The organism is Reinekea forsetii (assembly GCF_002795845.1).
Taxonomy (GTDB): Bacteria; Pseudomonadota; Gammaproteobacteria; order Pseudomonadales; family Natronospirillaceae; genus Reinekea; species Reinekea forsetii.
In genome coordinates this window covers 2,117,514-2,132,874 of sequence record NZ_CP011797.1, presented here as the reverse complement: position 1 = coordinate 2,132,874, position 15,361 = coordinate 2,117,514, and the positions used below count along the sequence as shown (strand labels likewise).

Genomic DNA, 15,361 nt, shown 5'->3' with positions numbered 1-15,361 from the left:
TGCCAGCTGTCAGCAGTCGAGATAAAGGACCCATCATCACACATGAGTGATAAACAGCAGCAGTTGCTTCAGCTTAAAGATCATTTTGCCCGACGGGTCTATGAGGAGGCCCGACATGTTGTGAACAGTTGGGGGCAACTGGCCGAGGTGCATTGGCAGGAAGTCTGGTTCAACGAATTCACCCTGGCGGCGACCAAATTGGTCGGGTTGGCCGAGCGGCACGGCTTTATGCCATTGGCGGAGGCTTCTGGTCAACTCGTTGCGGTGTTGGCCGCAGCGGAGGCCCATATCACGCCATCGAGCGATGTGCTCGAACAGCTCAATACCGCCATCGGTCAGATCGCCACGGCCTGTTCGCGTGCCAATGACAACATGGCCCTGAAGCAGGTCTCGGCCGGTCGCAAGCCGGTGTATCTGTGCTTTAACGGCAGCGCTCAGGCGACCCTGCTCAAAGAGCAGCTGGCATCCTTTGGCATCCCGGCGCACTGTTTCGCCAATCAGGTCGATCTAAACGAGGCCATCCTCTATCGATTGCCGGCCGCTATGGTCGTGGACACCGACTTCGGCGACCAGGGCGTCGCATTGGTGTCGACGCTGCAGATGGACCTGCGCGCTCCGATCCCGGTGATCTTCTATTGCCAACAGACCCCCTCGTTGGCCATACGTCTAGCCGTAGTGCGTGCCAATGGCATTGCCCTCTATGTCGGCCAGATGGATGTGGATATTTTGATCGAGCAACTGATCGGTGTCTATTCGTTGCGCTCCGAGCCACCGTTTCGGGTTTTGGTGGTGGATGACTCGCGCGCCCAGGCCATGTACGCCGAACGCACACTAAACTACGCCGGCCTGTTTACCCGCAATGTTAACGACCCGTTCGAAGTGCTGGAGGTTATTGAAAGCTTCAATCCCGATGCCATCCTGATGGACATCTATATGCCCGGCTGTATGGGGCCGGAACTGGCGCAAGTGATTCGCCAGCAGGATAAATACGACTCGATCCCGATCCTCTATTTATCGGCCGAATCCGATATCGACAAACAGCTCGATGCCGTCGGCCGAGGTGGGGATGATTTTCTCACCAAGCCGGTGCCGAAAACGGTGCTGATTGCCACCGTACTCAACCGATGTCGGCGGCATCGGGGCCTGCGCGCGCAGATGATCCGAGACAGCTTGACCGGCCTAGTGGACCACAACCATACCCTCGACACCCTGGCCAAGCTGATTGGCCAAAACCTCGAGGCTGCCTTGCCGCTGACCTTTGTGATGATCGATCTCGATCGCTTTAAGCAGGTTAACGACAGCTATGGGCATGCCATGGGCGATCGGGTTATTCGCGCGCTGGCGCTCTATCTAAAGCAACGTTTCCGGCTCACAGATGTGATTGGTCGTTACGGCGGTGAGGAATTCGCGCTGATCTTACCCGATACCGATGAGGCCACGGCGGCCCTGTTGTTAGATGAGGTGCGCAGCGGCTTTGAGAAGCTGACTCATCATCAGGGCCCTGTTGAAATCAATGTCACCTTCAGTGCTGGGGTGGCCACCTGGACGCCGGGCGAAGATGCCTCGGCCTTAGCGCATCGTGCCGATTTGGCGCTGTATCAGGCCAAAGCCAATGGTCGCAATCGTATTGCGCTGGCCAGTGAACTGCCGCATTAACCGAGTCCCGTGCCGACTGTAAACGGGTAGGGCACATCGATCTGCCGCCCAGTCCGCCCCTGGCACTGCGACAAGAGGATCTATTTTAGGTCCTAAGCGCCCATTCTGCCGCACTTTTCCATCACCCACCGGTCCCGGTCAAGCGACGTTCTGGCTACCCGCCCTCTGCAGCGCTATAATTGCGCGCTTTCGAACTCAACCAAAGAGATTTGCTCCTATATGACCAAAATTCGCACCCGTATTGCGCCTTCACCGACCGGCGACCCGCATGTGGGCACGGCCTATATCGCCCTTTTTAATACCGTATTTGCCAAAAGCCAGGGCGGGGAATTCATCCTGCGGATCGAAGACACCGATCAGGTGCGCTCGACCCCGGAGTCTGAGCAAGCGATTCTAGATAGCCTGAAGTGGCTCGGTCTGAACTGGTCCGAAGGTCCGGACATCGGCGGTCCCTTTGGTCCGTATCGCCAATCCGATCGCAAGGATATTTATCAGCGCTACAGCCAGCAATTGCTTGAGCAGAAGCACGCCTTTCACTGTTTCTGCAGTTCAGAGCGCTTAGACACCTTGCGTGAGGCGCAGCGTTTGGCCGGAGACGATATTGGCTATGACGGTCACTGTCGTCATCTGAGTGAGACCGACGTTGCCGCTAAATTGGCTGCCGGTGAGAGTCATGTGGTGCGCATGGTCGTGCCCGAGGAAGGCACCTGCATTATTAAGGATCTATTGCGCGGCGACGTTGAGATCGAATGGCAGCAGGTTGATATGCAGGTCTTGATGAAGTCCGACGGCCTACCAACCTATCACTTGGCCAGTGTTGTCGATGACCATCTGATGGAAATCAGTCACATCATGCGCGGCGAAGAATGGATCTCCTCAACGCCGAAGCAGTTGGCCCTGTATCAGTATTTCGGTTGGCAGCCGCCGATCTATGCCCACTTGCCGTTGCTCCGCAACACCGATAAGTCGAAGTTGAGCAAGCGTAAGAACCCAACGTCGATTACCTACTATCGTGAAATGGGCATTCTGCCTGAGGTTCTGGTGAACTTTCTCGGCATGATGGGTTGGACTATGCCCAATGGCGAAGAGATCTTCAGTCTGGATGCCATGGTGCAGGCGTTTGATATCAATCGAATGTCACTCGGTGGTCCGGTCTTCGATCTGGACAAGCTCAATTGGCTCAATGGCAAGTACATTCGCGAGCATCACACGCCAGCCCAGTTGCTGCAGCGCCTAGTCGATTGGAAATTCAATGAGACCTTTGCCACCCAGTTGATGCCGCTGGTGCAGGCCCGCGCCGACACGCTGGCCGATATAGCGCCGCTGTTGATGTTTTTCTTTCAGGGCAACCCGGCCATCAGCGAGGCCAGCTTCGCCGATTTGAAAACCGAAAACGAAGAGCTGATGCAACTGCTGCAATGGGTGCTGTGGAAGCTGGAGGCACGCCAAGACTGGACTAAGGCGGGTATCTTTGCCGATATCAAGGCCGTCGCCGAACAGCGCGAGCAAAAGCTCAAAGATGTGAACGCGCCGATCTTTATCGCCATTACCGGTTCGGCCGCCTCAGTTTCGGTCATGGACGCCATGGCCTTGTTGGGCCCGGATATGACCCGAGGTCGGCTGCGCCACGCCATAGGGGTGCTGGGTGGGCTGGGTAAGAAAAAACTCAAATCCCTGGAGCGCCAGTATCAGCAATTGAACAAAACCGGCGGCCAATAGGGTCGCTAGGCTAAGCCATTGAATTTAATGGGAAAAAAGAAATAGAAAACTGTTGACAGGGTGGGGTCTGCTGATTAATATGCGTCGCACCTGTTGAGGGGCTATAGCTCAGCTGGGAGAGCGCCTGCATGGCATGCAGGAGGTCAGCGGTTCGATCCCGCTTAGCTCCACCATTTAGAATAAATCTGGCTTATCGAAAGATAGGCCTTTTTTATATCTGAAATTTGGCAAATAGTTTTAACGCGCTTTTAACAACCTGAGTTATTCCTTAGTGGCCTCAGTTTGCTATAATGCCGCAAATCTGTATTGAGCACCCCTATGGCCAACCCTCTTTATCGCAAAGATATAGTCTCAATCAGCGATCTCAGTCGCACCGATTTGGAACTGATTGTCCAACTGGCCGGCATCTTCAAGGCACAGGGCCCGGGGCCCTATTTGGCCAATAAGGTCATCGCCAGCTGTTTCTTTGAACCGTCAACCCGAACCCGACTCTCGTTCGAGACTGCGGTGCAACGATTACAGGGCGCCCTAATCGGTTTCTCGGACAGCTCTCATACCTCCACCAAAAAGGGCGAAACCCTTACCGACAGCATCCAGATGATGTCCGCTTATGCCGATGCCATTATTATGCGCCACCCGAAAGAGGGTTCCGCGCGCTTGGCGGCCGAGGTGGCCAACGTGCCGGTGATCAATGGCGGTGATGGGGCCAATCAACATCCCTCCCAAACCTTGCTCGATCTATTCTCGATCGCCGAATGCCAAGGCCAGCTGAGTAACCTGTCGGTCGCCTTCGTCGGGGATTTGAAATACGGTCGAACCGTGCATTCCTTGGCGCAAGCCTTGACCTGGTTTAACCCGACTTTCTACTTTGTCGCCCCGGAAGTGCTTAAGATGCCGTCCTATATCGAGCAGAGCCTGATCGAAAAGGGGGTGTCGTTCCGCTATGTCGAGACGCTTGAAGAAGCCGTGAGCAAGGTCGATATCCTCTATATGACTCGCGTGCAAAAAGAGCGCTTCGATCCTACTGAATATATGCATATCGCCTCCCAGTATGTGCTCCGGGCCGAGATGCTGGCGCACGCCAAACCCAATATGAAGGTGCTGCACCCCTTGCCGCGCATCGATGAAATTCATCCGGACGTCGATGCGTCGCCGTTCGCCTACTACTTTCAACAGGCCGAAAACGGTGTCTACGCCCGCGAAGCGCTGCTCGCCTTGGTGCTCAATGAAACCATTAAGGAATTGAACGATGCGTGAAACCATGGCCGTCGAGGCAATTGAAACCGGCACCGTGATCGACCATATACCGGCCGGGCAGGGGCTCAATATCCTGGCGCGCATTCAAGCGCGCAATGGTCAGGCTCGGGTCACCGTCGGTTTGAACTTGCCGTCCAAGGGCAGTGGCCAAAAGGACATCATCAAGGTTGAGGGTTGGTTGTTTTCGGAGCAGGACGCGGCCGAGATGGCACTCTATGCCCCTGATGCGACGGTGAATATTATCGAAGGTTACCGAGTGGTGACCAAATTTCAGATCGGCTTGCCGGCCGCCTTTGTCGGCATCTTTGCCTGCCCCAATTCCAACTGCATTTCCCATTCTGAACCGGTCTCGAGCCGTTTTTATGTTAGCTCCAATCCTAATCAGGTACAGCTGCGTTGCCATTTTTGCGAGCGTACTTTTTCCGACTCGCTATTCAAGCATTAGATTGATCTGCACGGCGGAAAAATCCTGTTAGATCAGTTGCTTATTTCATTTCCTTCTTTATAGTGAAGGCTTTTTATTTGTTCCGAATTACGGGAGTAGGCACGGTAAATGGATACCCTGAATAAGTTGCACGAAGACGCCTTAGCGGCGGTTAAAGAGGCGACCAATGCCCAGTCCCTAGATGACCTGCGGGTTCGCTATCTGGGCAAAAAAGGTGAAATTACCGCCCAGCTGAAATCGCTGGGTAAGTTAACCGCGGAGCAACGGCCCGCCGCCGGCGCCCTGATCAATGAGGTCAAGGACGCGGTATCGGACGCCATCAATGCGCGTAAAGCCAGTATCGAAGCAAACGCCTTGGCCGAGCAACTGGCGGCAGAAAAGCTCGATGTTACCGCGCCCGGTCGACGCCAGCAGAAGGGCGGCTTACACCCAGTAACCATGACGCTGCGGCGCATGGAGGCCTTCTTCACCAATATCGGTTACACCATCGCCACCGGTCCGGAAGTGGAAGACGACTACCACAACTTCGAAGCGCTCAATATCCCGTCGCACCATCCGGCGCGGGCGATGCACGATACCTTCTACTTCGACGTCAACACCCTGTTGCGCACCCATACCTCACCGGTCCAGGTGCGTACCATGGAAAACGGCCAGCCGCCGTTCCGCATTGTCTGCCCGGGCCGGGTTTATCGCTGCGATTCCGACCTGACGCACAGCCCTATGTTCCACCAGATGGAAGGCCTGATGATCGACAAGCAGGTCAGCTTTGCCGACCTGAAGGGCACCATCGAAGAATTCCTGCGGGTGTTCTTCGAAAAAGAACTTAAGGTCCGCTTTCGGCCCTCCTATTTCCCCTTCACCGAGCCCAGTGCTGAGGTCGATATTGCCTGTGTTATGTGTAATGGCGAAGGCTGTCGAGTCTGTAGCCACACCGGTTGGCTCGAAGTGCTCGGCTGCGGCATGGTGCATCCCGATGTGTTACGTGCATCGGGTGTCGATCCTGACCAGTATCAGGGTTTTGCCTTCGGCATGGGTGTGGAACGGATGGCGATGTTGCGTTACGGCGTGAATGACTTACGCCTGTTCTTCGATAACGACCTGCAATTCCTGCGTCAATTCAACTGATTCCGCAACAGGACCTAGACAATGAAAGTGAGTGAAAAGTGGCTGCGTAGCTGGGTGAATCCATCCGTTAGCGCCCAAGAATTAATGGACCAGGTCACCATGGCCGGTCTGGAAGTGGAAGGCTTTGAGCCCGTTGCTGAAGCCTTCAGTGGTGTGATCGTCGCCGAAATCATCAGCTGCGAGCGCCATCCCAATGCCGACAAGCTGCAAGTCTGTACCGTGTCCACCGGCAGCGAGAATGTTCAGGTGGTCTGCGGCGCACCCAATGCCCGGGCAGGCCTAAAAGTTGGCTTCGCTCAGGTCGGTGCGGTGTTGCCTGGCAACCTCAATATCGGACAGGCCAAGCTGCGCGATGTCGACAGCTTCGGCATGTTGTGCAGCGAGAAGGAACTGGGCTTATCGGCCGCACACGAGGGTATTCTCGAACTGCCGGCCGATGCGCCGGTCGGTCAGGATATTCGCACTTACTACGAGCTAGACGACATCGCCATCGAAGTCGATCTGACCCCCAACCGGGCCGATTGCTTGAGTCTGCGCGGATTGGCGCGCGAGGTGGGGGTGCTCAACGATTTGCCGATGCACGCGCCCGATCTGGCCGCCGTCCCGGTGCAGCATCAAGATCTGTTTGACGTCACCATTGAAGATGGCAAGGGTTGCCCACGCTATGTTGGCCGTGTCCTACATCAGGTCGATATCAGTGCCGCCACACCGATCTGGATGGTGGAACGGCTGCGCCGCAGTGGTATTCGCTCGATCGATGCCGTGGTCGATGTTACCAACTATGTGATGTTGGAACTCGGTCAGCCGATGCATGGCTTCGATTTACAGCAATTGAACGAAAAAATCGTCGTGCGCAAGGCGCGTGCCGATGAAAAACTGGTCTTGCTGGACGGGCAGGAGATCGCACTGGATCCCTCCATCCTGGTGATCGCCGATGCCGCCGGCCCGCTCGCGATGGCCGGTATTATGGGCGGTGTTCATAGCGGCGTGTCCGCCACGACCACCTCGGTGTTTCTGGAAAGCGCCTTTTTTGCGCCCATTGAGCTGGCCGGTAAGGCCCGTGCCAAGGGTCTGCACACCGATTCCAGCCACCGCTTCGAACGCGGTGTCGACAGCCGTTTGCAAGAAGCCGCCATCGAGCGAGCCAGTGCACTGTTGGCCAGCATCTGTGGCGCCCAGGCCGGTCCGCTGATCGTCAAGGAGCAGGCTGAGTATATTCCCAAGCGGGCCGTGATCGACCTCTATTCAAGCGTGGTCACCAGCAGTCTGGGGATGTCGATCGATGATCTGCGCATCAAACAAATTCTAGTCGGTCTGGGCTTTACCCTGCTAACCGAAGCCGAAGGCCATTGGCAGGTTCAGGCGCCCAGCTGGCGTTTCGATATGGCCATACAGGCCGATTTGATCGAAGAGCTTGCCCGCATCGTCGGTTACGACAACCTGCCGGTAACCGCCCCAAAAGTGGCCATGAAGCCCCAAGGTCCGGCCGAGCAGGCGACACCGGTGGCGGCATTAGTCGATCGTATGGTGTCTCTGGGTTACCAAGAAGCCATCACCTTCAGCTTTGTGGAACCCGGCGTCCAGGAACTGATGTTTCCCAATCTCAACAGCTTGAAATTGGCCAACCCGATATCGGCTGACCTGTCCGCCATGCGGGTATCGCTCTGGCCGGGTTTGTTAAAGGCCGTGCAGCACAACCTGAATCGCCAGCAAGAGCAGGTGCGCCTGTTTGAGACCGGTCAGCGCTTTCGCGTGGAAAATAAGGGTCTGGAGCAAGTCGATATGTTAGCCGGGGTCATTACCGGCTCGCGTGCCGCCAAGGGCTGGTATGAAAACGGTGAGAGTGTCGACTTTTACGACCTGAAAGGCGATGTCGAGCAGCTCTTAGGCCATATCAAGGGTGTCGAGTTTGAGATTGTTAACGGCACCAACAGCGCGCTGCACCCGGGCCAATGTGCTCGAATCGAACGCAACGGCAAGCTGGTGGGCCATTTGGGCGCCTTACACCCGAACTTGGCGAAAAGTTTCGGCTTTAAGCAAAACGTATATCTGTTTGAGGTTCGGTTAGATCGCACCTTGCCGGCGCTCTTGCCGAAGTTCCGCCCCCTGTCGAAGCAGCCTGCGAGTACGCGAGATTTGGCGGTAGTAATTGACGAAGAGGTGTCGGTCAGTGCCGTCTTGGATACGGTGCGTGAGATGGCCGGTGACGATTTGGTGAGTCTAAATCTGTTCGATATCTACCGCGGCAAAGGAATCGATTCAAAAAGAAAAAGTATTGCGATGGGCTTGACCTGGCAGCATTCCTCACGCACTCTGACTGATGACGAAATTAATCGCTTCATGGATTTGATCATTAACACCCTACAAACGCGCCTAGATGCGGTTTTGCGGGGCTAAGGAGCCCACCATGGCCCTGACCAAAGCAGAGATGGCAGACCGTTTATATGAGGAATTAGGTCTCAATAAGCGTGAAGCCAAAGAAATGGTTGAGATTTTCTTCGAAGAAATACGAGAAAGTCTAGTGCATAACGAACAGGTGAAGTTGTCCGGCTTTGGCAACTTCGATCTCCGGGATAAGCGGCAACGCCCTGGACGGAATCCGAAAACGGGTGAAGAGATCCCGATCTCGGCTCGTCGAGTGGTTACCTTCCGGCCCGGACAGAAACTGAAGGTGACCGTCGAAAATTATGTTGGAACCGAGCCAGAATGATGAATTACCTGTAATCCCAGGCAAACGTTATTTCACCATTGGTGAAGTGAGTGAATTGTGTGCCGTAAAACCACACGTTTTGCGCTATTGGGAGCAGGAATTTCCACAACTGAGCCCCGTCAAACGCCGGGGCAATCGCCGCTATTATCAGCGCGGTGATGTCATGTTGATTCGTCAAATTCGGCACCTCCTCTATGAAGACGGCTATACCATCGGCGGTGCACGGCAAAAGATGACCGACCCCGAAGACTCCGAGCAAGCCCAGCAGGCGCGCCAGACACTGATTTCAGAAATGATTGAAGAGTTAGAGGCGGTTCTGGTTTTATTGCTTAAATCGCAAAAAACAGAGTAAAAACCTTTTGTTTTTCAATATGTTAGCTTAGAATACTCAGACAGTCGGGCATTGGCGCAGTCAGGTAGCGCATCGTCATGGGGTGGCGAGGGTCAGAGGTTCGAATCCTCTATGCCCGACCAATACATTATTTAAAATCAGCAGCTTAGAGCTGCTTTTTTTATGCCTGGAATTTAAGATTTAACCTTTTTATGCGGCCTGTGGCCGATATATCGAACACCCAACGCCAACTCCAACCCCCCATCCCAGCGCCATGCCAGCGCCATCCCAGCGCCATGCCAGCGCCATTCCGTCCCGGCCCAAGCCCAAGCTTCCAATCACTTATTCGAATCCGTGGGCCTAATGCTACCCAAGCACCCAATTCCTATCGTCAACAAGCCTGAGTGGAACAAAGCCTAGCTGCGATAATCTCTGCTCCTCCTATTCCAAAGCATCGTCTTGCATCGGCAAGCAAAAGCGAATTTATACGAAACTATCCGCGTGTCCAGAAACTAATCTATATGTCCAGGAATTGCCATGATCAGGAATATAGATCTCAGGCGCTCTAACATCCGAGCCATATTCTAATTGGTTGGTTGGTTGGTTGGTTGGTGCGGTCTGGCTCCCAGTGCATGGGTTGAGATTCATCAAAATATTCATTCTGACTAGCATTCACAGAACCGCTGGTTTAACTTGGAAGAGCTGATTTTAGAGCAATAAAAATAGCCTAAAAAAAGATACTTTTCTTAACATGTTTTTAAAAATTATCAACAATCTAAATAAAAGTATTACCTTTATGTATTAATTTCACAAAGTTGCTAAAACATGTACTTTTTTATTAATGGGTGTGAGTGATGGTAATTTTAAAAATTCAGATTGGTTGATATTTTTTTACGCGAGTTCTTTTTTGGAATTTAGCGAGGGTCAGTCTATTTTTTTGAGTCTTCTGCTGCTGGTACTGATAAGGCTGTATGGCCGAAATGAAAAGCCAGTTGGGTTGTTGCCACAGAGCGGGAAGTTGTTTAAATGATTAGTATTAAAAAAGAGCTATTTGCTCCGCACAATAGTCCTGAATTGCACTTTGGCTGGAGTGCTAAATATTTTTTCAGTCCAATAACGAACGGTTGTAAAGTCGAAGTCGAAGTCGACAGGACGCACTGCGCTGGACGCAATCAAATTTCGCTCACCTCGATTCAGCCTAACCATGACTAAACCCCAACAGCACAGCACATCGGCTGATTTTTCATACCACAGCGATCTCAATGGTGGCTCCCTCATGGTGCGCGAGAGCCGCGTGGTTGCCGGCCTATTGCTCAACGAGGTGTCAAGCGAAGAGTGGACGCGGGCGATCATCACCAACAACTTGCTGCAAAAACGCAGTCCGAAAACAGCCGACCGTTTTGGCTGCGCCATTCGCTCACGTTTACAGCTGTTAGACCCCGATTTTTGGCGGGCCCTGCGCGATGGCGATGATGAGCTGGCCACCCAAATCAGCTTTGTTGCGGCGCTGCAACGCAACCTGTTATTGGTGGAGTTTATCGAGCAAATCGTGCGCGATGCCTATGCCGCCCATGCTGAAAAGCTGCAAGTCTATCAATGGTTGGATTTCCTCGATGATTGCGGCAACAAGGACCCACGCATTAACCGTTGGCAACCCGCCACCAAGAAAAAAATGGGCAGTGTGGTCTTTCGCATGCTCAAGGAAGTGGGTTATTTGCACAACGCGCGTGGCCGAAAATTGCAAAATATGCAGATCCGACCCGAAACACGCGACTTGTTGGCAAACACCACCAAACACCGATTACTGGCCTGTATGGAAGTACGCACATGAATCAAGGCTTGCAAGAACGGCTCAATAAGATCCCAGATATTTTATTGTCAGAAGACTTTCTCAACAAAAAAGGCCTGGGCGGGGACCTGTGTTTTTGGATCTTCGACTACGCCCCCGAGCACGAACTTCAGGTTAGGGACCATCTGCATTTCTTGGCCGAGTTGCTGGCTAAGAAGCACAGCCACCTCAAGGTCGCCCACATCAACCTGTTGGACAACATGGTGGCGTACCTGACCGACCGCAATCTGTTGGAGCGGGCCATAGACCTGCAAAAAGCCAAGGGCGATGAGGCGTTACTCAAAGCCCTCTCAGGTCCGTTGCACATGGATAAGTTTGTGCCCTTTTTGCTCAAACATAACAAGATTGATCACCAAGACTTGGTGCTGCTCTCCGGTGTCGGCTCAGTATGGCCGCTGTTGCGGGCTCACAATTTGCTCAACAGCCTGCATGCCGACTTAGGTCACGTGCCCCTGGTGCTGTACTACCCGGGTGAATACACCGGTAAAGACTTATCGCTCTTTAATCGAATCCCCTCCAATAATTATTATCGCGCCTTTAAATTAGTTAGCGAATAAGGATAGCTCAATGACTGCCGTTAGAGACATTTTCTATAAAGACATCGAGCGCTCCATTAATGGTGTTGTTAAAGCAGACCAAAACGACGACACAACGGTTTACGTGGAACTGGACGAATACGTTGTAACCAAAGAACTTGATGCCCACTTCCGCAACTTCTTCGAGGTGTTCTCCACCTCGCTCGATGAGAAGGCCCTGGAAGACAAGATTGGCATCTGGATCTCAGGTTTTTTCGGTTCCGGTAAGTCCCACTTCTTGAAAATACTGTCTTACCTGCTCGCCGATGTTGAATCGGTATCACCCAATGGCACCAAGCGCCTGGCGTCGGACTTTTTTGATGCCAGCAAAATACGCGACGCCATGGTCCGGGCCGACATTCAAAAGGCCGCCGCCAATAAATCCGATGTTATTCTGTTTAATATTGACAGCAAGTCGGGCGCTAAAGATGACGCCAACCCGATACTCGACGTGTTCTTGCGGGTGTTTAACGAATTCCAGGGTTTTAGCAGTGACCACCCCCACATAGCGCACCTGGAACGCTATCTGCAAAGCAAAGGGGTATTAACCCAGTTCACCACTAAATTTGCCGAGCTCTCTCAGTCGACCTGGGTCAAAGAGCGCGATGCCTTCCATTTTTTCCAGGCAGACATCCAACAGGCCTTAGCCTTTGCAATGGCGATATCCGACGCCGAAGCGCAAAAATGGTTTGAAGAGTCCGAAGATGCGCTCAACTACAATGCCGAGCGATTTTGCCAATGGGTCAAAGAGTACCTGGACAACCACCCCGAGCCCAATAGACGCATTCTGTTCCTGGTCGATGAAATCGGCCAGTTTATCGGCAAAAACACCGACCGGATGTTAAAGCTGCAAACCCTGGCAGAAAACCTGGGCACCATTTGCAAGGGCCGCGCCTGGATTGTGGTCACCGCCCAGGCGGATATGGACGCGACGCTGGGCGACTTATCCAGTGCCGAGTCGGATACCTTTTCAAAAATTGCCGCGCGTTTCAGCACCCGCTTGTCGCTCTCTGGGGCCAATGTCGACGAGGTAATCGAGCAGCGCTTATTGCGCAAAAACCCCGAGGCCGAAGCCACGCTGCAGACCATTTACGCCAAAGAGGGTGATATTCTCAAGAATCAGATCATCTTCGACAGCACCGGGCCCACGCTGCGCTCATTCGCCAGCGAAGCCGACTTTGTGCGCTGTTATCCCTATCCACCCTATCAGTTCCGCCTGTTGCAGAGTGTGTTTACCGAGATCCGCAAGGTCGGGGCCACCGGTGCCGCGCTGTCTAACGCCTCGCGGTCCATGTTGGACTCGTTTCAGGTTGCCGCCTTGCAGCTGAAAGACGCCGAGCTGGGCGCCCTGGTGCCGATGCACTACTTTTATCGCTCGGTGGAGTCCTTTCTCGAACCAGCCGTAAAACAAGCCATCGACAACGCCGCCACCGATGACATCTATACCCCGTTCGACATCAGCCTGTTAAAAACCCTGTTTATGATCCGCTATGTCGATCTGGTCAAGGGCACCATCGACAACCTCATTACCCTCTCGTTGCAAACCATCGATGAAGATAAGGTGATCCTGCGCAAGCAGGTGGTCACCAGCCTGCAACTGCTGGAAAAACAGTGCCTGATCACCCTAAACGGCCATGAATACCTGTTTTTAACCAATGAAGAACGCGACATTACTCGCAAGATAAAAGCCACCGACATCTCCAGCTCGGAAGAGACCAAAGCTCTGATGGATATTATCTATAAGGAGCTGCTCGGCGATCGCAATAAATTCCGCTACCCGGTCAACAAACAAGACTATGACGTCGGTCGGTATCTGGACGGTCACACCCTGGACGGCCGCTACGAGGCCGACTTGAAAATGGAGGTGTTGTCGCCGCTCGACTCCGATTACAGCCTCTATTCAGAAGCCGCCTGCATCAACCGCAGTACCGAAGGCAACGGCTCGGTGGTGATCCGCCTGGCCGATGAGAACAGCTTTTTCCTAGAGCTGAGCACCTGGTTGCGCACCAACAAATTTATCCGCCTGAATAATGACAAGAGCCAACAGGACCTCAGCCGCATACTGGCCGACCGGGGCCGTGAGAACCAGGAGCGGCTCACCCGGTTACGGGTCAATGTCGACCAACTGATGCTCTCTGCCCAGGTCTATTGTCTGGGCCAGCGCCTGAAGGTGAGTCAAACCAACGCCACGGTGCGCTTCGACGAGGGCTGCTTGTATCTGCTTGAAAACACCTTCACCAAACTGGCCTACCTCAAGGTACTGCAAACCGATGCCCAGCGTGAGTTAAGTGCGGTATTGGCGCTAGACGATATCGCCCAGATGGGTCTGGGCCTGGAGGGCGCCGCCGGCAACCCTCAGGCGACCAACGAGGTGCAACAATTCATCACCCTCAAGGCGGCCAGCAATGATCGCATCCTGGTCTCCGATGTGCTCGACCGCTTTAACAAACGGCCCTTCGGCTGGCCCGACAATGAAATCCTACTGATCATTGGCCGCTTGGCGGCGGGCAACCACCTAACCTTGCAACTCAATGGTGGCACCCTGGCCAATAAAGATGCCTTCGAGCCGCTAACCAATTCCCGCAAGCGGCGCGACATCACCCTGATCAAAAAACGCCAAACCGATGAGATTATTCTCAAGCAGGCCAGAACCCTAAGCCAAGACCTGTTCCGCAGCATGGGCCCATCGGCCGAGAAAGAGCTGTTCGGCTTTTACAGCCAACATTTTAACCAATGGCTCAGCAACCTGCGCAGTTATAAAAGCAAAACCGATCTGGGCGGGTTCCCCGGCGCGAAGATCATTGCCACCTCTGTCTTAACCCTGGATCGCCTGCAGCTGAACGACGACAGCTTCGACTACTTCAAACAGCTCGTCGACAACCGCGACTTGTATAAAGACCTCGAAGAGGACTACCACGATGTGCACGAGTTTTTCGCCAACCAACTGCCGGTATGGCAACAGCTGCAAGGCGCCTTGGTGGATTTTGACAAAAACAAACAGGCCTTGGAACGCGACGAGCAGGCCGCCGCCGCACTCCTAGCCCTAACCCAGATCCACACGGCCGAAGCGCCCTACAACAAGCTGCACCAGGTCGCCGGGCTGGTCGCCACCGTGAACCAGATAAACGACGCGCTGATCGGCGAAAAACGCCACCACGCACTGGAGCGGGTAGAGCAACGCATTGTGCAACTGCAGCAAGACATTGCCAGCTCCGGCATCGCCACACCCGAGCTGAGCAACCAACTGCTGCGCCCGCTGCAACTGCTCAAAGAAGACATCCAACAGCAAAAAAGCATCCCGCAGATCTACATGCTGCAAACCGAAACCGCCAACGAACGCCTAGACGATGCCCTGGACACCCTGAACAAAACCATCGAACGCGAGCAGGCCAAACGCGCTGCCTTGGAGTCCCCTGTCAAGCCAACGCCGACCATCCCCTCTCGACCAGGGCCAGTGACGGAGCCTGTGCCCTTGGTCAAACCCAAGCAAATAGCCGAGGTATCGGTCACCCAGGCGTTCAGTGCAGTCATCGAGGGCGCCTACATTGAAACGCCCGAGCAAGCCGCTCAGTTCCTAGCCGAGCTCAAGCAACAGCTCGACGTGGCGCTAGAGCAGGGCGCTCGCGTGCGGATTCGTTAAGCGCTGCCCAAACAACCGGGCGGCCAATCCGCCCAAGCCCTAATGGCGCCATTT

11 protein-coding genes and 2 tRNA genes are annotated in these 15,361 nt (G+C 54.0%); all 13 read left to right on the top strand.

Going from position 1 to position 15,361, the window contains the following annotated elements; genetic code table 11:
* Positions 1 to 42 precede the first annotated feature (42 nt).
* The 13 genes from REIFOR_RS09885 to brxC all read left to right on the top strand — a co-directional run bounded on the left by REIFOR_RS09885 (position 43) and on the right by brxC (position 15,307).
* Positions 43 to 1,656 carry a GGDEF domain-containing response regulator gene (locus tag REIFOR_RS09885; protein ID WP_158524347.1) on the top strand — a complete coding sequence of 538 codons (1,614 nt, stop codon included), beginning with the start codon at positions 43 to 45 and terminating at the stop codon, positions 1,654 to 1,656.
* A 219-nt stretch (positions 1,657 to 1,875) separates the two neighbouring features.
* On the top strand, positions 1,876 to 3,375 hold the full coding sequence (gene gltX / locus REIFOR_RS09880) for a glutamate--tRNA ligase (RefSeq protein WP_100257395.1): 1,500 nt from the start codon (positions 1,876 to 1,878) through the stop codon (positions 3,373 to 3,375).
* Between the two features lie 97 nt (positions 3,376 to 3,472).
* Positions 3,473 to 3,548: transfer RNA gene (locus REIFOR_RS09875), tRNA-Ala, on the top strand.
* Between the two features lie 145 nt (positions 3,549 to 3,693).
* The gene (gene pyrB, locus REIFOR_RS09870) at positions 3,694 to 4,632 is read left to right on the top strand and encodes an aspartate carbamoyltransferase (RefSeq protein ID WP_100257394.1); all 939 of its coding nucleotides are present in this window, start codon (positions 3,694 to 3,696) and stop codon (positions 4,630 to 4,632) included.
* On the top strand, positions 4,625 to 5,077 hold the full coding sequence (gene pyrI / locus REIFOR_RS09865; protein ID WP_100257393.1) for an aspartate carbamoyltransferase regulatory subunit: 453 nt from the start codon (positions 4,625 to 4,627) through the stop codon (positions 5,075 to 5,077). Before pyrB ends, pyrI begins: the two co-directional genes overlap by 8 nt.
* A gap of 108 nt (positions 5,078 to 5,185) precedes the next feature.
* Entirely contained in the window at positions 5,186 to 6,202 is a 1,017-nt protein-coding gene (gene pheS / locus REIFOR_RS09860) for a phenylalanine--tRNA ligase subunit alpha (protein ID WP_100257392.1), read from the top strand.
* A 21-nt stretch (positions 6,203 to 6,223) separates the two neighbouring features.
* Positions 6,224 to 8,599, top strand: a complete 2,376-nt coding sequence (gene pheT / locus REIFOR_RS09855) for a phenylalanine--tRNA ligase subunit beta (protein ID WP_100257391.1) — start codon at positions 6,224 to 6,226, stop codon at positions 8,597 to 8,599.
* A gap of 10 nt (positions 8,600 to 8,609) precedes the next feature.
* Entirely contained in the window at positions 8,610 to 8,912 is a 303-nt protein-coding gene (ihfA, locus tag REIFOR_RS09850; RefSeq protein WP_100257390.1) for an integration host factor subunit alpha, read from the top strand.
* On the top strand, positions 8,890 to 9,264 hold the full coding sequence (locus tag REIFOR_RS09845; RefSeq protein ID WP_100257389.1) for a MerR family transcriptional regulator: 375 nt from the start codon (positions 8,890 to 8,892) through the stop codon (positions 9,262 to 9,264). The genes ihfA and REIFOR_RS09845 overlap by 23 nt, the downstream gene beginning before the upstream one ends.
* Positions 9,265 to 9,309: 45 nt before the next feature.
* Positions 9,310 to 9,386: transfer RNA gene (locus REIFOR_RS09840), tRNA-Pro, on the top strand.
* Positions 9,387 to 10,447: 1,061 nt separating this feature from the next.
* Positions 10,448 to 11,074 (top strand): DUF1819 family protein, encoded by a 627-nt coding sequence (locus REIFOR_RS09835; protein ID WP_100257388.1) that lies wholly within the window; start codon positions 10,448 to 10,450, stop codon positions 11,072 to 11,074.
* Positions 11,071 to 11,649 (top strand): DUF1788 domain-containing protein, encoded by a 579-nt coding sequence (locus REIFOR_RS09830; protein ID WP_100257387.1) that lies wholly within the window; start codon positions 11,071 to 11,073, stop codon positions 11,647 to 11,649. The genes REIFOR_RS09835 and REIFOR_RS09830 overlap by 4 nt, the downstream gene beginning before the upstream one ends.
* Before the next feature lie 10 nt (positions 11,650 to 11,659).
* Positions 11,660 to 15,307: a BREX system P-loop protein BrxC gene (gene brxC, locus REIFOR_RS09825; RefSeq protein WP_100257386.1), complete on the top strand. Its 3,648-nt coding sequence runs from the start codon at positions 11,660 to 11,662 to the stop codon at positions 15,305 to 15,307.
* Positions 15,308 to 15,361 lie beyond the last annotated feature (54 nt).